General features: G+C 59.2%; 19 protein-coding genes, 1 tRNA gene and 2 pseudogenes. 14 read left to right on the top strand and 8 right to left on the bottom strand.

What is annotated here, in order from left to right; genetic code table 11:
- The first annotated feature begins 1 nt into the window (after position 1).
- Together D3D01_RS10900 and D3D01_RS10895 are read left to right on the top strand one after the other, a co-directional pair.
- Positions 2 to 1,327, top strand: coding sequence for a cytochrome P450 (locus tag D3D01_RS10900; RefSeq protein WP_121512205.1), 1,326 nt, complete (start codon positions 2 to 4; stop codon positions 1,325 to 1,327).
- Between the two features lie 58 nt (positions 1,328 to 1,385).
- The gene (locus D3D01_RS10895) at positions 1,386 to 1,778 is read left to right on the top strand and encodes a secondary thiamine-phosphate synthase enzyme YjbQ (RefSeq protein WP_121512204.1); all 393 of its coding nucleotides are present in this window, start codon (positions 1,386 to 1,388) and stop codon (positions 1,776 to 1,778) included.
- Between the two features lie 23 nt (positions 1,779 to 1,801).
- On the opposite strand, the gene D3D01_RS10890 is transcribed toward D3D01_RS10895, so the two are convergent.
- Positions 1,802 to 3,784 (bottom strand): long-chain fatty acid--CoA ligase, encoded by a 1,983-nt coding sequence (locus D3D01_RS10890; protein WP_121512203.1) that lies wholly within the window; start codon positions 3,782 to 3,784, stop codon positions 1,802 to 1,804.
- A 165-nt stretch (positions 3,785 to 3,949) separates the two neighbouring features.
- Here D3D01_RS10890 and D3D01_RS10885 point away from each other — a divergent pair, with 165 nt between their 5' ends.
- Positions 3,950 to 4,159 (top strand): hypothetical protein, encoded by a 210-nt coding sequence (locus D3D01_RS10885; protein WP_064288162.1) that lies wholly within the window; start codon positions 3,950 to 3,952, stop codon positions 4,157 to 4,159.
- A gap of 106 nt (positions 4,160 to 4,265) precedes the next feature.
- Here the strand turns inward: D3D01_RS10885 and D3D01_RS10880 are convergent, their stop codons facing one another.
- The 3 genes from D3D01_RS10880 to D3D01_RS10870 form a co-directional block, all read right to left on the bottom strand.
- The gene (locus D3D01_RS10880) at positions 4,266 to 4,445 is read right to left on the bottom strand and encodes a hypothetical protein (protein WP_101350194.1); all 180 of its coding nucleotides are present in this window, start codon (positions 4,443 to 4,445) and stop codon (positions 4,266 to 4,268) included.
- Between the two features lie 139 nt (positions 4,446 to 4,584).
- The gene (glmU, locus tag D3D01_RS10875) at positions 4,585 to 5,766 is read right to left on the bottom strand and encodes a bifunctional sugar-1-phosphate nucleotidylyltransferase/acetyltransferase (protein WP_121512202.1); all 1,182 of its coding nucleotides are present in this window, start codon (positions 5,764 to 5,766) and stop codon (positions 4,585 to 4,587) included.
- 100 nt (positions 5,767 to 5,866) lie between these two features.
- Positions 5,867 to 5,941, bottom strand: a tRNA-Glu gene (locus D3D01_RS10870).
- 139 nt (positions 5,942 to 6,080) lie between these two features.
- Here D3D01_RS10870 and D3D01_RS10865 point away from each other — a divergent pair.
- Entirely contained in the window at positions 6,081 to 6,746 is a 666-nt protein-coding gene (locus D3D01_RS10865; protein ID WP_121512201.1) for a DUF502 domain-containing protein, read from the top strand.
- A 30-nt stretch (positions 6,747 to 6,776) separates the two neighbouring features.
- Here D3D01_RS10865 and D3D01_RS10860 read toward each other — a convergent pair whose 3' ends face one another.
- Positions 6,777 to 8,741, bottom strand: a complete 1,965-nt coding sequence (locus D3D01_RS10860) for a 3-hydroxyacyl-CoA dehydrogenase/enoyl-CoA hydratase family protein (RefSeq protein ID WP_121512200.1) — start codon at positions 8,739 to 8,741, stop codon at positions 6,777 to 6,779.
- A 113-nt stretch (positions 8,742 to 8,854) separates the two neighbouring features.
- Between D3D01_RS10860 and D3D01_RS10855 the strand changes: the two genes are divergently transcribed.
- From D3D01_RS10855 to D3D01_RS10830, 5 genes and pseudogenes are all read left to right on the top strand, one after another.
- Entirely contained in the window at positions 8,855 to 10,012 is a 1,158-nt protein-coding gene (locus tag D3D01_RS10855; protein ID WP_101350199.1) for an acyl-CoA dehydrogenase family protein, read from the top strand.
- A gap of 223 nt (positions 10,013 to 10,235) precedes the next feature.
- Complete coding sequence (gene cysE, locus D3D01_RS10845; protein WP_121512198.1) at positions 10,236 to 10,793, top strand: serine O-acetyltransferase; 558 nt, start codon at positions 10,236 to 10,238, stop codon at positions 10,791 to 10,793.
- 45 nt (positions 10,794 to 10,838) lie between these two features.
- A pseudogene (locus D3D01_RS10840) lies at positions 10,839 to 11,243 on the top strand (DNA-3-methyladenine glycosylase family protein); the annotation flags it as partial.
- A 58-nt stretch (positions 11,244 to 11,301) separates the two neighbouring features.
- Positions 11,302 to 11,739, top strand: coding sequence for a hypothetical protein (locus D3D01_RS10835; protein WP_121512196.1), 438 nt, complete (start codon positions 11,302 to 11,304; stop codon positions 11,737 to 11,739).
- Complete coding sequence (locus tag D3D01_RS10830; RefSeq protein ID WP_158600456.1) at positions 11,739 to 12,653, top strand: tyrosine-type recombinase/integrase; 915 nt, start codon at positions 11,739 to 11,741, stop codon at positions 12,651 to 12,653. Before D3D01_RS10835 ends, D3D01_RS10830 begins: the two co-directional genes overlap by 1 nt.
- A 202-nt stretch (positions 12,654 to 12,855) precedes the next feature.
- On the opposite strand, the gene D3D01_RS10820 is transcribed toward D3D01_RS10830, so the two are convergent.
- Both D3D01_RS10820 and D3D01_RS23420 read right to left on the bottom strand, forming a co-directional pair.
- Positions 12,856 to 13,173 carry a hypothetical protein gene (locus tag D3D01_RS10820; protein ID WP_121512193.1) on the bottom strand — a complete coding sequence of 106 codons (318 nt, stop codon included), beginning with the start codon at positions 13,171 to 13,173 and terminating at the stop codon, positions 12,856 to 12,858.
- Complete coding sequence (locus D3D01_RS23420) at positions 13,170 to 13,469, bottom strand: hypothetical protein (RefSeq protein WP_147439903.1); 300 nt, start codon at positions 13,467 to 13,469, stop codon at positions 13,170 to 13,172. The genes D3D01_RS10820 and D3D01_RS23420 overlap by 4 nt, the downstream gene beginning before the upstream one ends.
- A gap of 2,439 nt (positions 13,470 to 15,908) precedes the next feature.
- Between D3D01_RS23420 and D3D01_RS10815 the strand changes: the two are divergent.
- Positions 15,909 to 16,142, top strand: a pseudogene (locus D3D01_RS10815) (DNA-3-methyladenine glycosylase 2 family protein); the annotation flags it as partial.
- A gap of 26 nt (positions 16,143 to 16,168) precedes the next feature.
- Here the strand turns inward: D3D01_RS10815 and D3D01_RS10810 are convergent.
- Positions 16,169 to 17,521 carry a RimK family alpha-L-glutamate ligase gene (locus tag D3D01_RS10810; RefSeq protein ID WP_121512192.1) on the bottom strand — a complete coding sequence of 451 codons (1,353 nt, stop codon included), beginning with the start codon at positions 17,519 to 17,521 and terminating at the stop codon, positions 16,169 to 16,171.
- Between the two features lie 112 nt (positions 17,522 to 17,633).
- On the opposite strand from D3D01_RS10810, the gene D3D01_RS10805 reads away from it, so the two are divergent.
- From D3D01_RS10805 to D3D01_RS10790, 4 genes are all read left to right on the top strand, one after another.
- The gene (locus D3D01_RS10805; RefSeq protein ID WP_121512191.1) at positions 17,634 to 18,656 is read left to right on the top strand and encodes a succinylglutamate desuccinylase/aspartoacylase family protein; all 1,023 of its coding nucleotides are present in this window, start codon (positions 17,634 to 17,636) and stop codon (positions 18,654 to 18,656) included.
- A gap of 99 nt (positions 18,657 to 18,755) precedes the next feature.
- Positions 18,756 to 19,175, top strand: a complete 420-nt coding sequence (sdhC, locus tag D3D01_RS10800) for a succinate dehydrogenase, cytochrome b556 subunit (protein WP_053969169.1) — start codon at positions 18,756 to 18,758, stop codon at positions 19,173 to 19,175.
- On the top strand, positions 19,175 to 19,540 hold the full coding sequence (locus tag D3D01_RS10795) for a succinate dehydrogenase hydrophobic membrane anchor subunit (protein WP_053969170.1): 366 nt from the start codon (positions 19,175 to 19,177) through the stop codon (positions 19,538 to 19,540). Before sdhC ends, D3D01_RS10795 begins: the two co-directional genes overlap by 1 nt.
- Before the next feature lie 3 nt (positions 19,541 to 19,543).
- The gene (locus D3D01_RS10790) at positions 19,544 to 20,431 is read left to right on the top strand and encodes a succinate dehydrogenase/fumarate reductase iron-sulfur subunit (protein ID WP_101350204.1); all 888 of its coding nucleotides are present in this window, start codon (positions 19,544 to 19,546) and stop codon (positions 20,429 to 20,431) included.
- Positions 20,432 to 20,481: the final 50 nt, after the last annotated feature.

The following is a 20,481-nucleotide window of genomic DNA, read 5'->3' as shown; positions in this document are numbered from 1 at the left end:
CATGGAGCGAACGGCACACACGCCACCGGGACTGCCGGTTGTGGGGAATCTGCCACGACTGGCGAGGGACCCATTGCGTTTTCTCACCGGGATGCAGGACGCCTACGCAAACCAGTACCCGCTCGTTCGGGTCGACCCACAGGTCGGGCAGTCGGTCACGCTCGTGCTCGACCCGGACATCGCCCATGAGGTCCTCGCGGACCGTGACCGGTTCCGCCGCCCAAACGTCGGGGCTCAGGAGCAACGGCGACAGGGGCTGGTATCGAGTGACGGCGCGCTCTGGGAGCAACAGCGGTCAGTGCTGGACCCGGAGTTCGTCGGCGGTCGGCTGGCGGACTACGCCGAGATTGCCGGCGACACTCTAGAGGAGACGCTGACAGCGTGGCCTGAGTCGGGGCGCGTAGACCTGTTCGAAGAGCTGTCGATACTGACGATGCGCGTCATCACACGGTCGCTGTTCAGCCAGGACACCGACCGCGAACGCGGGGAAACCGTCCATGAAGCGCTGGCCGCGCTTAATGATGAGTTCGACGCCTCCGTGTTCGATTTGGTCCTGCCCGAGCAGTTACAGTCCGGCGTCTCCGCGGAGTTCGAGGAAGCCGATGCAGTACTTGACTCTGTGGCAACGGAGTTCGTGGACTGGCATCTCAACCACGAGGACCCGCCCCGGGATGTGATTACTGCGCTTATCGACGCAAAGGCAGACCCGGACATCGAGCTCTCCGAAAACGAACTCATCGACCAGACCGTGCTGTTCATGACTGGTGGCCAAGAGACGACAGCACTGACGATTGCCTATGCGTTCTACTGGTTGTCTCAGAACCCGGCTGCAAAGGAGCGTGTCAGAGCGGAGGCACAGGATGTGCTGGACGGGGGACAGCCGGGATGGGCCGACCTGTCCGACCTCACCTACACGGAGCGTGTTGTCAGGGAGACGCTGCGGCTGACACCGGCGGTCTGGAGCGTGTCTCGCGAGGCCCGGGAGCCGGTCACGCTTGCAGGAACCGACCTAGACGCAGGCGAGTTTGTCATGCTCCCCATATACGCTCATCACCGGGACAGTCGCGTGTGGTCGGACCCCTTGACGTTCGACCCGGACCGGTGGGCCGGTTCAGCCTCCCGCGGCGATAGCGCGTACTACCCCTTCGGCAGCGGGCCACGGGTGTGTATCGGTCGCCAGGTCGCCTTGACCGAGGCACAGTTCGCCCTTGCGCACGTGCTGCAGCACTACGACGTACAGGTGACTGCCGATGAACTCGATTTACAGCCGAGTGTGACACTGCGCCCGTCGGGACCGATGGAAGCCGAGATATCAGCCCTTGAGTAGCGTGGTCATGGGGTGAAAATGGCCTATCTTCACATAGGTCCGGGGAGTGGCATTCAACATGAACGCAACTCGGTTCACCGTCAAAAGCGACACGCATACAGACGTGATTGATATCACCGACCGGGTTCGGGACGTGATTCCCGAAGACGCCAAAGGGACCTGCACCGTTTTCGTCCGTCACACAACGGCGGGCATCACAGTCAACGAGGCCGAGCCGCGATTGCTGGGTGACCTCAGCGACGCCCTCGGGGACCTTATTCCGGACAGCGGGTGGGACCACGACGAACTGGACGGCAACGCGGATTCACACGTCCGGGCGATGTTCGTCGGGCCAAGCGAGACGATTCCCGTCCGCGACGGGGACCTCGATATGGGGACGTGGCAGTCCGTGCTGTTCGTTGACTGTGACGGGCCGCGCGAACGAGCGGTTGACGTAGTCGTCACCGACTGAGTCGGAGTTCCGGTGACCGCCAGTCAGGCCGCCTCGACCTGCTGCTCGCTGTATATTTCGGCGAGTTTTTCACGGTACGCGCTGCGGATGTTGCGGCGCTTCTTTTTCATGGACGGCGTAAGCAAGTCGTTCTCCGCGGTCCACTCCCGGGAGACAAGCGCAAAGGACTTGATACGCTCGACGCGTTCGAGTTCCTCGTTAACCGCGTCGACGGCGGTCTGGACCCACGCGTGGACGCGTTCGTCATCGACCAGTGCTTCGGGATCGGCGGGAAGGTCGACGCCCTCGCTGTCGGCCCACCGGCGGAGTTCCTCGAAGTTCGGAACGATTATCGCGCCGACGAACTTCTGGTCGTCGCCGACGACCATGACCTGGTCGACTCGGTCGCTCGTCGCGAACTGGTCTTCGATGGGCTGTGGCGCGACGTTCTTTCCGGTCGAGAGGACGAGCAGTTCCTTGAGGCGGTCGTGATAGATGAGGAAGTCGTCGTCGGTCCGTTCGACGATGTCGCCGGTTCGGAACCACTGGGTGCCGTCGATCTCCGTGAAGGCCCGCGTCGTCGCATCGGGCGCGTTCCAGTACCCCTGCGTGACGTTCGGGCCGTCGACGAGCAGTTCGCCCACGTCGCCAGTGACGTCGTCGAATTCGCTGGCGTCGACGACACCGGTATCGATGTGAATGTCGACAGCATGTAACGGGGCTCCCAGCGTTCCGGGACGGATGTCTTCCGGAGGATTCACCGTCAAAACCGGCGACGTCTCCGTAAGCCCGTATCCTTCGAGTATCGTCAGCCCCATCCCAAGGAACGTCTCACAGAGCGTTTTCGAGAGGCTGCCGCCGCCGCTGACCATGAACTCGATGTTCCCGCCGAGCCGTTCTTTGACCGTGCTGTAGACGAGGCGGTCCGCGAGCGAGTGCTTCGCTGTGAGTATCGGTCCAGGGTCGTCGGTTCGGGCGTAGTCGCGGGCTACGTCCATCGCCCAGTCGAAAATCCGCTTTTTCAGCGGGGACTCGCTGGCCTGCGTTCGCATGTTGTCGAAAATACGCTCGTAGACTCTGGGGACACTCAATCCGGTCATCGGTTGGACGGTCTGGAGGTCGTCGGCCAGCGTATCCGGGCTTTCGGCGTAGCTCACAGCCGCGCCGGAGGCGTACATGAAGAAATGACCCGCGAGGCGCTCGAATACGTGTGCCAGCGGGAGGAACGCTATCGAACGCGTCTCGGCGGTAACGGTCGGCAGGTCCGACGACTTGTCCGGTCGTGGCCCGATTCGCCTGCGCGTCTGGTTGACGTTCGACCGGAAGTTGCGGTGAGTGAGCCGGACCCCTTTCGGTTGGCCCGTCGTTCCGGAGGTGTAGATGAGGCTCGCAAGGTCGTCGGGGTCGCGCTCGTCAAGCCAGGACTGGTACGCCGACTCGCTGAACGTCTCCTCGCCGCGCTTGTACACTGTATTGAGTGTGTACACGTCTTCGCGGTCCACGTCGATATCGTCCATGACGACGATGAACGAGAGCGAGAGAGCGTCCTCGACAGCCAGAACGCGGTCCAGCATCGCAGCGTTCTCCACGACGACAGCGCTCGCCTCCGGGTCCGACAGCAGATACTGGACCTGGTTCGGTGAGGAATCCGTATACACTGTCGTCACCACCCCGCCCGCAGAGAGAACGGCAAAGTCGCTCAGCGCCCACTCCATCCGCGTGTTTGCCAGGATACCGACGCGGGTGTCCGGGCCGACACCGAGGTCGCGGAACCCTGCAGCCAAGTGTTTGACCAGGTGATGCATCCGCTCGTAGCTGAGTTCGGCGTAGTCGCCGTCGGGAGCCGCCGGTATCACGTCGTCAGTCAGTGCCCGGTCGTAGACGCCACCCTTGTACAGTTGGGCGGTCGTGTCAGCGTTCCGGGCCGCGCTTGCGGCAAACATTTCGCCCAGCGTGTCGTCGCCGATGACTTCGTCAGTATACGCTTCCTCGGCCTGACGCCAGTCAGAGTGATTGCCTGCGGTCATGTCATACCGCAGTGTTCACTAGGCCATCCCAAATATGTGCAGGGTGTTAACACTCAATTGGTTTGTCGGAGTTGATTCCGTCAACGGTTTTAGACGAGGAGGCGACGAGTGGGGGGGGCAAGGTGTCGCACCAAGATTTTATCGCGGCCACAGCATAGTTGACCTATGGTCATCTCGACGGAACCAGCCTGGGGTGAGGCCGTGGAGCAGTTCGTCAAAGAGCACAAGAGCGCGATCGTGTACGCCGATATCGAGCAAGAGACAGTCCTGCACGAGGGAGCGGTTCGCGTCCTCGCAAACGGCTGGGTCGAACTACCAACGGGGCGACTCCTCTCGCCAGACGCTGTCCACCACATCGATACGCAGAGCGGCTGAAAGGAACTGAGTAAGGTGTTGTTGGCGAGGGAAGTCCACAGACCTACCGCGCGAGCGAACTCATCGATTGGTGGTCACTGCCCAGAAGACAGCTAGAGCAGACGCCTTATTGCCACTCTAGCCGGCAGTCCTCGTTGCAAAAGTGGGCGGTTTCGACGCCGCCGTCCTCTATCCATGTGATGACGCGGTGAGTCACTTCGTTGGCGATAGCGTCACCGCAGGTAGCACACTCCGGTGCCTCGTCCTCGTCGATATCTTCGTGGTGATCTGATGTTGGGTCGACCATCTTATTTGAGAGTGTCTTTCACGCCACTTAATCTCACATACTTACACTGAACATCACGAACATACACGAATGTCGAACTGGTAACAGAAGGCTAGCGACACGTAGTTACCGCAGACAGACGCTCGATAGAAGATGCACGCTATCGGTCCCGGGTAACGGACTCTCCGGGGGTCGTCGTCGCGCCCGTCGAAAGGACGACACCGGCGTTCAGACTGGTGTTGATGGCCGTCTTCGCACCGTCGCCCGCGACGACACCGAACTTCCGTCGGCCCGTCGAGACGCGGTCGCCCTTCACCATCATCTGTACCGGGTCGCCGTCGTGGCGGAGGTTCGCCACCTGCGTTCCCGCGCCGAAGTTGACCTCGCGACCGATGACGCTGTCACCCACATAGGAGACGTGGGGAACGTTCGAGTCCGCCATCAGAACGGTGTTCTTGAGCTCGACGCCGTGGCCGACGTGGGTATCCTCCCCCAGAAGGGTCGCCCCACGGACGTATGCGTTCGGACCGACGTGTGCGCCCGAGCGGACCAGCGCCGGTCCCTCGATGACGACGCCGGGTTCGATGACCGCGCCGGTCTCGACGACGACTTCGCCGCGCAGGTCAGCATCGCCACGCACCTCCCCGTCGAGTCGCCGGTCCAGCTCCCCAAGTTTCCACTCGTTGGCCTCCAGTAGCTCCCAGGGCCGGCCCACGTCCAGCCAGCGGTCGACTTCGACGGCAGTGACCGTCGACTCCTCAATGACTCTCGCAAGGACATCTGTGATTTCGCGCTCCCCGCGGTCGCTGAGCGGCACGTCCAGCCAGTCCCGCGCTTCCGCCGGGAAGACGTACGCCCCGGCGTTCGCCAGGTCCGTCGGCGGGTCGTCGGGCTTCTCGACAATGCCGGTGACAGTGTCACCATCGGCCGACAGCACGCCGTAACTGGTCGGGTCGTCGACGCGGTACGCGGCGACCGACGGTGCGGCGTCAAAGAGGGCGTTCAGGCTCTCGGCGTCGTAGAGGTTGTCGCCGTTGAGGACTGCGAAGGGGTCGTCGAGGTGCTCCCTCGCAGCGGCGACGGCGTCGGCGGTCCCCAGTTGCTCCTCCTGAACGGCGAAGCTGACCGGGACGCCGCTGTACTCGTCGCCGAAGTACGAGCGGACCGCCTCGGCCTCGTAGCCGACGACGAAGATGAGTTCATCGGCCCCCGCCCGGATCGCGGTGTCGGCGGTGTGTGCCACCAACGGTCGGTCCGCAACCGGAAGCATCGGCTTCGGTGTGTGGTCTGTCAACGGCCGCATGCGCGTCCCCTGCCCCGCCGCGAGTACGACTGCTTGCATGGTCTGCCCGTCGTCCGGCCCCAAAAAATACCTACCGCTGTTGACGCGATAAAAGAGACTGCGAGCGCCGTTGCTCACGGGTTTGTCTTCGACAGTAATGTGCTCGGTCAGGGATTTGAACCCTGGTCCTCGGCTCGAAAGGCCAAGATGATTGGCCGGACTACACCAACCGAGCGTACTCACTCGTTCCGGGTGGACCAATTTAACCCCATCGAAATTGTCGCTACCTGAGGATGCGTACCATGCACAGAGACACCCCGGTGTGGTGACAGGTGGCATCACACTTTATTCGGCCGACCGACTGTTCCCCTGATATGACCCTCAATTCGTTCATCAAAAGCAACTTTCTGGCTGGGCTCGTTCTCGTCGGGCCGCTCGTGGCAACCATCGCCATCGTCCGTATCATCCTGGGGTGGGTCGGTGGATTCCTCGACCCGTTCATCCGCGGGACGCGGCTGGCAACGGTGACGGCGAACAACGTTCTGCTCGCACAGCTGCTGACGCTCTCGGTTCTCGTCGCGCTCGTTACCGTTCTGGGCTATCTCGCCCAGCGAAGTATCGGCCAACAGCTCTTCGGGAAGACGGGCCAACTGGTCACGTTCGTCCCTGTTGTTCGGACCATCTACGGCAGTATTCGGCAGATGACCACCTCCGTGGTTAATCGGCAGTCGGACTTCGAGTCCGTCGTGTACGTGGAATACCCTCGGGAGGGTGTCTACCAGCTTGGGCTGAAAACAGGGACAAGCCCCGCAGATGTCTCCGAGGCAGCCGATGAACGCGCATCGAGCGTGTTCATTCCCGGAAGCCCTAACCCGACCCAGGGGATGCTCGTGATGGTTCCCGAAAGCCAGACCTACGAGTCCGACCTCAGCGTTCGGGCAGCCATCCGCCTGCTGATGACGACCGGCATGGCACAGTCCAACGACGCCATTCCACTCGACGACCCCGAGGTCAGCAGCGGAGTGACCGACGCCGGGTAGGGCGGCGACGGCGCTGCTGGTCCCAGCAGCTTACTTCCCTTCGAAGTCCGGTTCTCCGTCGCCCATGAACGCGTTGATGCCCTCCATCACGTCGTCGGTGCCGATGAGATGACCGAAAGCCTGTGATTCGACTTCGAGGCCGGCGTCGATGTCGTCGCGGCCGGCGAGCATCGCGCGCTTGGTGAGTTTCTGTGCGACCGGCGGGCCGGCGGCCATGTCCTTCGCCAGTTCGAGCGCGTGCTCGTGGAGGGCGTCGTTGTCGACGACCTCGTTGATGAAGCCGTACTCGGCCATCTCGTCGGCGTCGTAGCGGTCGCCGGTGAAGATGATCTCCTTTGCGCGGCCTTCGCCGACGATGCGGGCGAGGCGCTGTGTGCCGCCCCACCCCGGCAGGAGGCCGAGGTTGTGTTCGGGCTGGCCCAGTTCGGAGCGCTCCGAGGCCACGCGGAGGTCGGCACAGGTCGCCAGTTCCATCCCGCCGCCCAGCGCGTAGCCGTCGATCCCGGCGACGACCGGCATCGAGCATTCCTCAAGCTTCCCGAAGGTTTGCTGGCCCTTGCGGGAGAGTTCAATGGCGTCCAGCGGCGTCGCGTTCGAAGCCATCGCCTGCACGTCGGCTCCGGCGGAGAACGCCTTGTCGCCGGCCCCGGTCAGCAGGATAGCACGCACCTCGTCGTCTTCTTCGAGCAGGTCGACGGCGTCGGCGAGGTCGTCCATCAGTTCCGGGCTGACAGTGTTCATCCGGTGTGGGCGGTCGAGTTCGATGTGACCGACCATGTCACCGGGGTATTCGACGGTGACATTATCGAACTCGGCGTCGCCCTCGTCTTCGCTGCCGTAGAAGCCACCGTCCTCTGCGGCCTCTCGGAGGCCGTCAGAGACCGCGTAGCGCTCCGCGCCGGTCTCCTCGTGGGTTTCCTCAAGCGTGTCGACGAGCGTCTCCAGGCCGGCCTTGTCAGCAATCTTCGCGGGACCGTCCGGGAAGCCACCGCCGAGCTGGACAGCCTGGTCGATGTCCGCGACGGGGGCCACGTCGTTCTCGACGAGCTTCCCGACTTCGTTTGCCATCACAGCGACGAGACGGTGCTCTACATCTTCGCGGCCGGCATCCGTCGGAATGTCGACGCCGCCGTTCTCGTAGTCGTAGAAGCCTTTCCCGGTCTTCTTCCCGAGTTCCTCGTTCTCGACTTTCTGTTCGAGTAGCGGACACGGGGCGTAGGGCTCGCCCAGCACTTCGTGCATATATTCGAGGACGTGGAGGCCGACGTCGTTCCCCACCTGATCGGAGAGTTCGAACGACCCCATCGGCAGGCCCATGTCGAACTTCGTCGTCGAGTCGACCTCGGCGATGGTCGCCTCATCGCTGTGGACGAGCCACGCGGCCTCGTTCATCAGCGGGACGAGGATGCGGTTGACGATGAACCCCGGCGAGTCCTTGCGGACGCGGACCGGTGTTTTACCGAAGTCCTCCGCAAGCGCCTCGATAGCGTCCAGCGTGTCGTCGCCGGAGTGTGCACCGGAGATTACTTCCACCAGTTGCATTCGCACCGGCGGGTTGAAGAAGTGCATCCCGCAGAACTGCTCGGGCCGTTCGGTGACTTCCGACAGTTCCGTGATGGAGAGGCTGGACGTGTTCGTGGCGAAGATGGCGTCTTCGGGGGCGTGTTCTTCGACCTCTGTGTACACGTCCTTCTTGATCTCCATCTTCTCCGGCACGGCCTCGATGACCACGTCGACGTCGCTGACTGCTTCCTCGACATCGACAAGCGGCGTCACGCGGTCCAGCGCCGCGTCAGCCTCGTCCTGCGTGAGCTGGTCCCGCTCGGCCAGCTTGTTCAGCGACCATTCGATGTTGTCGTAGCCGTCCTCGACAAACTCGTCTTTGATGTCTCGCATCCGCACGTCGTAGCCTGCGAGTGCGGCCACTTCGGTGATTCCATGGCCCATATTCCCGGCACCGAGCACGGCGATAGTGTCAACATCCTCGAAATCCATGACATATCGTTCCACTGCCGGCCGAGGCTTCAACGTTTCTCTCATTAGAAAACCACTTTCGAGTTTATTTCGGATTACGAACCATTAATGCATTTCACGTCAACACACCACATATGGACTTCCAACTAACGAAAGAGCAGCGACAAATAAAAGACGAGATTGCCCGGTTCGCGGAAAACGAAATCAAGCCCGTCGCGACCGAGTACGACACGGAAGAGAAGTTCCCCCGAGAGATCGTCGAGAAGGCCGCTGAGATGGGGCTGACAGGTGCGAACATCCCGATGGAGTACGGCGGCGCAGGCTACGATACGCTGACGAACGCCATCATCGCCGAGGAGCTGTTCGCGGCCGATCCCGGCATCGGTCTGAGCATCCAGTCGGCCGCCTTCGGCGCGGACGCACTCATTGGATTTGGCTCGGAGGCCCAGAAAGAGGAGTACTTGGAGCCGGTGGCGACCGGCGACGCCATCATGGGCGCGGCCATCTCCGAACCCGACACCGGTTCAGATGTGTCGTCGGTGTCGACACAGGCGCGCAAGGAGGGCGACGAGTGGGTCATCAACGGCAACAAGATGTGGATTACCAATGGCTCGGTCGGTGACTACTTCGTCGTGCTCTGTGAGACCGACCCCGACGCAGAGGGGCGGTACAACGGCTTCTCACAGATTCTCGTCGAGTCCGACCGCGACGGGTTCGAGGCAGAGAAGATTACGGGGAAGCTCGGCATTCGCGCGTCGGACACGGCAGAGCTCATCCTCAACGACGTGCGCGTCCCCGAGGACAATCTTGTCGGTACGCGCGGGGCCGGCTTCCTCCAGATAATGCAGTTCTTCGACGAGACCCGGACCGGCGTGGCCGCACAGGGTGTCGGTATCGCCCGCGGGGCCGCCGAGCGTGCCTTGGAGTACGCACAGGACCGTGAGCAGTTCGGCCAGTCCATCTCGGAGTTTCAGGCCATCCAGCACAAGCTTGCCGAGATGTTCACCGAAATCGAGGCGGCACGGCAGCTCACGCATAAATCCGCCTGGAGCGTCGACAACGACGCCGACCGGCTCACCGAGTTGGCGTCGATGGCCAAAGAAAAGGCCTCCCGCGTCGCCGTCGAGACGGCCGACGAGGCCGTCCAGATCCACGGTGGCGCTGGCTACGTCAACGACTTCGACGTCGAGCGGTTCTACCGCGACGCAAAGATTACCCAGATCTACGAGGGAACGACCGAGATCCAGAAGAACATCATCGCCCGGGAACTGCTCGGAAAGGGCATGACCTAAGCGGAGGGCGGCCCGACGGCGACCGGTCGAACCGCTGCTTTTTACCGCACGGAACGGCGTAATGCTACCAACCATGGGCGACCGAACTCCACGCCGCGTTGCTCGCCCGCCTCGAACCACAGGCAGTCACCGCTTCTCCTGTCGCTGTTGTCGATTCTAACGTCCATTACTTCAGACCGGCCAGCCGTCCTGTCTACAGACGACACCACCACACTACACACCAATGTTCGACCGACTGAAAGCGGATATCCGTACAGCACTCGCGAAGGACCCGGCGGCGACCAGTGCCATAGAGGTCGCGCTCACCTATCCCGGCCTGCACGCGATCTGGGCCTACCGGGTCGCGCACTGGCTCTGGACCAACGACTGGACGCTGCTCGCCAGACTCATCTCCCACGTCACGCGGTTCCTGACAGGCGTCGAGATTCATCCCGCCGCGGAGGTCGGCGACCGCGTATTCATCGACCACGGGATGGGTATCGTCATCGGTGAGACGGCCGAAATCGGCGACGACGTGCTCTTGTACCACGGCGTGACGCTCGGCGGCACGTCCATGCGCCGGGAGAAGCGCCACCCGACCGTCGAGGACGGCGCGACCGTCGGTGCTGACGCCTCGATAATGGGACCGATTACCGTCGGAGAGAACGCCTCCGTCGGCGCTGGCGCTGTCGTCGTCGACGACGTGGCCCCGGAAACGACAGTTGTGGGTAATCCGGCGGAACCAGTCGGTGCGGACGGTGTCACTTCACCGAATCCAGACCCTATCATCGCCGACGGGTAACAGGGACAGACACGTTCTTTTCGGTCGAGCTAGTACCACAGCAGCATGAGTGACTCGCCACACGAGGCGTTACGCGCAGACCCCGACATCGGGCCGCTGGTCGCGGCACACGGCGAACTCACGCTTGACCCCGCATCAGACCTCTTTGAGCGACTCGTCGTTTCGATTCTCCGCCAGCAAGTGTCGATGGCGTCGGCCGCCGCAACGCGAGAGCGGCTGTTCGACGCCGTCACCGTGACGCCGGCGGGCATCAGAGAGGCAGATGACGAGGTGCTCCGGGATGCTGGTCTCTCGAGGCAGAAGACTCGTTACGTCAACGAGGTCGCCGACACGTTTCTGGACCATGGCTACTCGCTGGAGACGTTCGCGGACGCCAGTGACGAGGAGATCCGCGAAGCGCTGACGGCGATTACGGGCGTCGGCGACTGGACCGCAAATATGCAACTCCTGTTATAGCGTCAGTGAGTACAGGCGTCACACTTATGCTATCTGCTGACAGCAGTAATGCATGGCACGAATACAGGTACGGGTGTCAGACGAACAGAAAGAACTGTGGGACGAATACGCAGAGAACAGTCCTGAATACCGAACTACTGCCGACCTTGTGAGAACGGCAGTTACCCGTGAGATAAACGGTGGCTGGCAAACGGGTGGGGGCATGGACGACGAGACGGCACGGAAGATTGAGAGTATGAACAGTGACATTGACGAACTGATGGCACAGATGGCAGTGATGACGAAAGCGTTTGCAGGTTCCCCGATAATGGCTGACGACAACGACATTGAGGGACTGTCATCCTTCGACATGTCACAACTGCCAGACGACCCTGATGAGGCATACTATCCCGACAAGGCGACTGTTCGGCGTAAGCTACGGGAAGTCTCCGAGAACATTAAGAACATCAGGGAGACAGACGACGGTGGTTTCTATCAAGGGAGCAAATGATGAACGAAAGTGAGGCACTGTCGGTCTTTGACGGTATGCGGACAGAGTCTCCTGCCTCAATTGAGAACTACAAGACGGTGGTACGTCGGTTCATCAAACACCACCCTGACGTGTATGAGGTTACCACGGACGAGATAGCGCAGTACTTGGAGGATATGCTGAATGACGGGTATGCCGATAAGACCGTTGACGCCGCCCGTACAGGACTAATCAAGTTCTTTGGACAGTTGGACCGTGACGACGACCCTACCGACAGTGATAAGCTGGATATTTGGAGTTGGTATCAGTACACAGGCAAGACACGTAAGACCGAAAAGAAGGAAATTATCTATCTCGAAAAGGATGAAATTAATAAACTGATTGAGAACCTGCCTGCCCCTGTACTGCGGAATGAGCTAATTGTGAGGCTCATGTTCGAGACGGGCCTTCGAGCGACCGAGTTGTGTACCCTGAAAGTAGAGGACTTGGACACAGACAGTCGCCGTATTGACGTAATCGGTGGCAAGGGCAACAAGGACAGGACTGTCTACTATGACGAGACGTTAGACACACTGCTTGAGATATGGCTTGTTGACAGACAGGGGAAGTACTACGACAACACGCCGTACCTGTTCCCAACAAACCGCTCAGAACACATCAGTCAACGGCGATTAGCTGATGTGATTAACAAGGGGGCCGAGAAAGCAGGGATACAGGAGACACTGTATGTAGACAAGTCGGGCAGGGGACGTAAGCGCGTCACACCCCACACTATACGGCACAGTTTCGCTATGGCCTGCCTCAACAACGGTATGCCCATCAAGTTCCTTCAGGAGCTAATGGGACACGACAGAATGGAAACTACAGAGGTGTACCTAAATGCTCTTGATACGGACGTAGAGAAGTCATACCGCCGTTGGGGACCGCAGTACTAATCTTCACGTTCAAGCCGCTCACGTCGGGCCTGTTCATACTGTTCAACGGCTTCCTCACCGTCCATGAACACATGGTGACGGCAATACGAACTACCACCTTCGAGGAACACACCTACGCCGTATTGTCCGCAGTACTTCCCCCTTTCAAATTCATAACCACACCGACCGTCTGAGCGGGCCTGTTCCTTGGAATCGTATGCCATCAGTATTTCCACCCGAAGGATAACACGTCGAGAATACTGGTAGCTCGTTCCTGTAGAGGTGCGCCGTGAGACGGAATAAGGCCGTACCAGCGGAGAGACATGGTTACGTCAGACTTGGTAAACAGTTCATCCTCGTCTGTGTTCTCAATCAAGAACTGGAATACCTGCTTTGTATTCATACCTTTCTCAACTGAAAGGAAATACATTACTTCCTTGCACATTAAATCATCACGAGAATAATCCCACTCGTCATTCCGTAGCTGTTCGAGAATCTCGTTGGAGTTAGGACGGTCGTGGTCAGCTACACGCCACTTCATGCTGACACCTCAGTCAGGGTAACTACGTCACAACTGCCCTTACTGCCGACAGGTAAGAGATGGATATAATCGTAATTTCCATCCAGTACGTCCATGCCGTCATGACGGTGTGAGACACGGGTAACTGACACTTCATAATCAGTTGTCCCCACCCGCTTGTCAGTCTGGTATGTACCAAGGACGTACACAAGGACGTGTTTGTATGGCTTGTTTGTCGAGATAGTCAGGTTATCCAGATTGTTCGGCAGGCTGACAACACTTCCGTTGCCGACTTGCTGTGAGAATACGTTGGTCATTAGAATCCCTCCATAGGATTGCTACGTCGGGGAGCTAACTCGTCAGGGGTAGCATCCTGTTCGGCGGCACACTGGTCACAGCATGGCGTATCTTCATCTTCTTTGACAGGCCCTGTTTCTGACATGAAGGTAATCTTGTCTGTCGTTGGGTCTTTTCGGATATTCTCAGCATCTTCGGGGATTCGGTTACTGTCGGTTGTTTGATATTGTTTCATTTTTGGGTTTATCTGCTTGTTACAAGGCGTGACGTGCCTATATTCCGTACTTGAGTGTCTATCTGGATAATCGTCTAATCCGAGTACATTACTGCCGTCCTAATATTTTAACTCCAAGTCGAGTAAATATATCGTGGCTCGGCCGTGGTTTCGTTTATAGAATCTCAGTCCAATAGCTCAGAGAGAAGTACATGATTTGGAACACTGGTAGTACCAAACTGTTCAAAACTGTACTCCTGAAGCCTCTGTACGTCGGACTTTCGTACTCGGATAGTGGTATAGTCGCTCATAATATCGGTTTCGAGCTATCTTAAATCGGGGATAGCGTCACTCAAAATGTGTGTAGCAATGACTACACTTGGAACGATTTACTACAGAGCAGGGAGGTGCTTGAGTCACCTTTCCCCGCTACTTGTGTATGTAATAGTGGTTGTATAGAAATATATGACTCAGTGTCGATGCACTATTTCAGACGACAAGTCGGGTAGGAATCGTTTGGATATGTCACGCTCCCATACACAATATCGGTTTGGAGGAATAGACGGCGTCTACAGGTAGGAACAGGTGGAGTAAGTTGAGCGGTACACTACCCTACAATGTAGATGTATCTACCCGAGATATGTATGAATTAGACATATGTAGAAATGGAAGTATGTCCGCCGTAGACAGCCTGTACCCAACGATTAGAAGCAATGTCCGTTAGAATGATTCAACGTATAACAGCAGGACACCAACAGGGACAGGGACCGCTTTAATTATTATTAGGACAGGGGGTAGCAGATTTCGCCCGTACAACTGTCAGACTGTATGTAGTTCCGCCCACACTAAATTCCGCCTATCAAACCACTACAACAAATGATAGAGACAAAGCCGTGGCATTAACTCTCACAATCTATACGAGGATTATCTTACTCGTATTCCTGTATCACTCGTCTTGTTTGAACCGCTTTGTTCCTGAATCCCGCTCGTAGAGTGGGTGAAGGCAAGCGATTCTTACTACTACTCATTCACAGAGTGGTACACTCCCTGCCACTTCGACTCCGTCTACGTTTGTAGTAACAGTTATACTTATATACCATAACATATAGTTTCTTCTGTTATACTATAGATTATTAGTATTCTATATAGTTTTATGCTATCCATATAGACAACTGATTGCGGATATTAGCTTTCTTTATATACTATGCCCAAATCGCTCTTGTATGGCTACTGGGGCCATTCTTTCTAAACAGGTACTATCCCTCTCGGTCGGCAAACAAACGTCTCTCGTGGCAAACTGCGGCCTGTGGTTGCACTGTAGCAGTGTAGTTGACCTTGAATGAACAGGCTGTTCAAGTGAGTGGGTACACAGGCCCAAATAAAGAGATATATCCGTGAGTGTGGGGCCATACGGATGGCATTTCTATTCGTAGGCCCGTGTGTGCGTTCTGATGGGTTCCATCTAAATGTGGTGTCCACCACTTATCTTTGTGTGGACGGCGTCAGAACGGACAGGAGCGGCCTTAGAATCGACTGTGGTGTAAGGGCGGACACTGACACCTTGCTGATGCTCCTGTCTCGTCAGTTAATTGATGAGTATATCTGTTCAGCTATACCGTGTTGATGCCCTTTAACCCACCCCGTCAAAATTAGAATTGAATAAAGGTTACCTCGTTGACACGTTGGCGGAGGATAGGCTTGGCACACAGACAGGCTTGACACGCACGCACCCTTCAATGAGGGACTTTTTAATGGACGGGGGCCATGTATGAGTCGTAGACCCGTCGGGGCCTCACTCAACCCACTCAGGTTCTCGATAGGGCTACACCGTTAGCAACGCCCATGACCAACGAAACCACTCCCACCAAAGAAAACGAACGGGAGCCTAATGATGAATCGAACAACGTCCTGAGTAGCTTGAAAATTGTGCGACTGGTATTGGAGATTATCGCACTGGTCGCACGGCTAATCAGTACGTTGTAACATTGGTGGGGTTCCGACCTACTTAGTCGGGACCTCACTCAACCCAATCGGTAGTAATACACCCACGTACTTAATTGGGGTACATTGTACCCCAGTTTACCGAGTTAACCGTACTACCCCTGTTGAACTAATCACTCAGCCCAACTTTCTCCCGAAAAACCGATGGTGGGCATACATCCAAACAGGCGTTTCCCTATGTTTGGAGAACAAGTTCTCCTACACTGTACGAGTACGCGGTACTCGAAAGTACGACACCTGTACTGACTGGTTGTTGAACATGCAACTCCTGTTCGCGTTCGGCCGCGAAGACGTGTTTCCGGTCGGCGACCTCGGCATCCGCAAGGGGTTCGAAGCCGTCGTCGGAGAGGGGTACAGCCGCGCAGAGATGCGCGAGTACGCCGAGCGGTGGTCGCCGTATCGGAGCTACGCGAGCCTGTATCTGTGGCGGGCCAGCGAGGATATCGCCGAGAGCGTCGCCGAAGTGCGCGAGGACTGAGCCGGCTCGGAATCTGGTGCGAACGGTTACTCCTCGCTCTGTTCCTCTTCTTCGGTCTCCACGTCTGACTCGTCGTCGGCACGGCGGGTCACGTCGACCTGATAGTGCTTGAGGATGTCCCGTCCCAGCAACAACGGGTAGTCCATGTGCCCGCGGTCTTCGACGCTGGCAGTGACGGTGTGCTGGGTCCCGCCAACACCGACGACAAGGTCGACGACCGGGCGCGACCGACCGGACTTGAGGCTCCCGGACTTGATTTTCACGATGTCGAGAATCGGCCCCGTTCCGATTTCCGCGGCGAGTTTGGCGTCGATACTAGTTCTGGTCGCACCCGTGTCGGACTTCGCGAGGACGGACTTGGTCCCCTGGGTCCCGGTGACGACGACCTCCTCGATGTAGCCCACGACGACGTTCTCCTGCGCCTGCGGCTGTGGCTTCTTCGGCGTACACGCGGGCTTGGAGTCGTCAAGTCGGTCCGAGAGTCGTTCGACAGTTTCGTCATCGACACTTCCGCCGGCTCGCTCGATGGCGAGCTGAGCGATATAGGGGGCGGGGCTGACACCACTTGCCTTGAACAGGCCGCGGAATCCGGCGGTGGGGTTGACTTCGAGCACGTAGTACCCGTCGTCGCTTTGCACAATGTCGACGCCGGCGTAGTCCAGGCCGATTGCCTCGACTGAATCGAGCGCGATTTCTCTGACACGCTCGGGGAGTCCGCCCGTCATGTCCTCGACCTCGCCGCCCAGCGCGACGTTGGTCCGCCACTCGCCCTCGGGCGCGTAGCGGTTCATCGCGCCGACGATCTGGTCGCCGACGACGTACACGCGGAGGTCGTGGTGGCGTTTCTCGTCGTGTTCCATGTACTCCTGTAAGAACGCGTAGCGGCCCCCGACCTGTGCGTTGACCTGGTTTTCGATGTCGACCATCCACGTTCCGCCGCCGTGAGTGCCGATGGCCGTCTTGTACACCGCGCGGTCACCGAAGCGGTCCCGCTCCTCGTTTAACATATCGCTCGACAGCGCGAGCAACGCGTCCGGGACCGGGACGCCGGCGTCAGCCAATGCGGCAGCGCTCGCAAACTTGTGTAGGGCCGTCGTCGCCGCCATTGGCTCGTTCAACATCGGCGCGAGCCGGCTGATGGTCATCCCCAGTCCGATCCCTTCGGCAGGGTGTTCGCTGCTTGACAGCAGCAGTCGGTTCGCAACGACGTCGACACTTGGGTTGAGTGTCATCTCGCCGTCAGCAACGCTGACCGCAGTGTTTTCCGCGCGAAGCCACTCCGTTCCGTAGCCCATCTCGTCGACCGCGTTCAGAATCGCCTTCGATTCTTTGCTTGAGTGGAGACTGAGAACACCCACCGTGAGGTCTTGGTCGCTCATGTTGTCGCCTTCTGCCGGCCCCAGTATAGGTGTACGGATGCGGGATGCGGCACGGCCAGTCCGGACCTGCCTCGCCGGAGGGGTTTTATCAGCCGCCTCGTGTTGTGAGTGCATGGGCAAGGCCGAGCCGTTCACCTACGACGGGGGAATTGTGTCGCCGGGGGAGACCCGCAACATTCGCTATACGGTCAGCGAGACGTATCTGGGGGATGCCGTCCGAATGCCAGTTACCATCGTCAACGGGGAACGGCCCGGTCCGACAGTGTTTCTCACCGCAGCGGCACACGGCGACGAACTCAACGGCATCGAGGTCGTCCGGGAGGTAGCCCACGAATGGAACCACGAGGGGCTGGCTGGAACACTGATCTGTCTGCCAGTGCTGAACGTCCCGGCGTTTCTGGCACAGGAGCGATACCTGCCCATCTACGACAGAGACCTGAACCGCTCGTTCCCCGGTGACCCCGACTCGACGAGCGCCAAACGGATGGCTCACAAGATTTTCCGGAACTTCCTGGCCCCGTGTGACGTCGGCCTCGATTTCCACACGTCAACACGCGGGCGAACTAACATGCTCCATGTCCGGGCAGACATGGACGACCAGTCAGTCGTGCGGGTCGCGAACGCCTTCGCGTCGAACGTCATCATCTCCTCTGACGGCCCGTCAGGGTCGCTCCGGCGGGAACTGAGCGATTCGGGCGTCCCGACGATCACGATAGAGATGGGCGAAGCCCACCGGTTCCAGCGACCGCTTATCGACTCGGCACTGGAGAGCGTCCGGTCGGTGCTCGCGGAGTTTGGCCTCCGTGACTCCGATACGGTCCGGTGGCCGGGCTGGCGGACAGTCATCGACGACAGTGGCGAGAAAACCTGGATACGGGCGGACTCGGGCGGTTTAGTGGACATGCACTACGACCGCGGCGACCTGGTGTATGAAGACGACGTGATCTGTACGATCGCGAACCCGTTCAAGACGGAGAACACGCTGATGCGTGCGCCGTTTACCGGCCTGCTGGTCGGCATCCTCGAGAATCCACTGGTGTATCCCGGGAACCCCCTCTGTCACCTTGTCAGACTTGATGACCGGACACAGCGCGCAATCGAGTGGAACCGTCGGACGGACGACGACGATTGGTAACTGCGGAGTAGTCAATTGACGAACGTCTTCGGGCAGGATTCCGGCGATACGCGTCCGTTGTAGAAACTACTATCTGTCCCCGGACTAACCCCCCAGTGTATGAGTCAGTCTTACAATCGCGGCACCGTCGAGGACTTCGGACGGTGGCGGGAGTTCACGGCCGGGATGTGGGCCTGGATCTTCCACAAGTTCACCGGCTGGGTTCTCGTGGGCTACCTGTTCACCCACATCGCGGTGCTGAGCACTTCGGTCGGCGTCGATCCGGCGAGCGCGCAGGCAGGCACCGACCTCTACACCAGCACGCTCAGCGGCCTCGAATCGCTGCTGATCGTCCGGTTCCTCGAAGTCGGGCTCCTGGCCGTCGCCGTTTTCCACATCCTCAACGGGATTCGACTGCTGATGGTTGACCTCGGCGTTGGGCTGGAATCGCAGGACAAGAGCTTCTACGCCTCGCTCGTGCTGACGGGCGCCATCGTCGTCGCAAGCGTGCCGACGTTCCTCGGGGGGAAACTACTCTAATGGCACAGCACTACTCCTCCTTTGACCGCGGCGGCCGTCGCTGGCTGTTCCAGCGCCTGACAGCGGTGTTCCTGATCGGCGTGCTCGCGTTCCACTTCATGCTGTTGCACTTCGTGAACCACGCCGCAGATATCACGTTCCTAGGCACGCAGGCCCGAATGAGTCAGGTCAGCTACTTCGCGACGATGTGGCTGTTCCTCGTGACCGCGACGTTCCACGGCGTCAACGGCGTGTACAACGCGCTGGTCAACCAGGGACTCACCGGTTCCCAGAAAAACGCAGTCAAATATATGCTCGGCATCGCCGGCCTCCTGCTCGTCGTGCAGGGGACCCGCGTGTCGCTGGCCATGACGACCCTCGTCTGAACTATGAGCACGCAAATCGAACAACAGGAGACCGAGACGGAGGCCGACGAGGAGACAGAGCCCGAGGTCGAATCCCCGGGTGACCGTCGGCGCGCACAGCGAGACGAACGACAGGCACAGGAGCAGGCCCAGCGAGAAGTCGAAGAGGAGACGCTCGACGACGAAGACACGATCACGCTGAAAGTATTCCGCTACGACCCCGAAGTCGAAGGGAAGCAGGAACCACGCTTCGACGACTTCCGCGTTCCGTTCCACAAGGGCATGACCATCCTCGATGCCCTCATCTACGCACGCGACCACTACGACTCCTCGCTGACCTTCCGACACTCCTGCCGGCAGGCCGTCTGTGGATCCGATGCGCTGTTTGTCAACGGGAGACAGCGACTCGGCTGCAAGACGCAGATATCCGAGCTCGAGGACCCCATCCGTATCGAGCCACTGCCCCATCAGGAGGTCGTGAAGGACCTCGTCGTCGACATGGAGCACTTCTACGACCAGATGGAGGCCGTCGAGCCGTACTTCGACGCCGACGAGCTCCCTGAGGACGAACTCGAAGAGCAACGCCAGACCCGGGAGAACCGCGAAAAGGTCAAGATGTCCACGCGGTGTATCTGGTGTGGCGCGTGCATGTCCTCGTGTAACATCGCCGCCGGCGACAACGAGTACCTCGGCCCCGCCGCCATCAACAAGGCCTACCGGTTCGCGATGGACGAACGCGAAGGCGAGAACCGCAAGCAGGAGCGCCTGCGTATCATCGAACAGGAACACGGCGTCTGGCGCTGCCAGACCCAGTTCTCCTGTACCGAAGTGTGTCCGAAGGACATCCCGCTGACAGAGCACATCCAGGAACTGAAGCGGGAAGCGGTCAAGAACAACCTCAAGTTCTGGTAACGCGGTTCGACTGGCTAGTTTTCCGGTTCGCGTTCGGAGTCCGACAGCGA

The organism is Haloarcula sp. Atlit-7R (assembly GCF_003666065.1).
GTDB lineage: Archaea > Halobacteriota > Halobacteria > Halobacteriales > Haloarculaceae > Haloarcula > Haloarcula taiwanensis.
The sequence above is the reverse complement of the archived record's forward strand: the minus strand, read 5'-3'. Positions and strand labels throughout refer to the sequence as shown.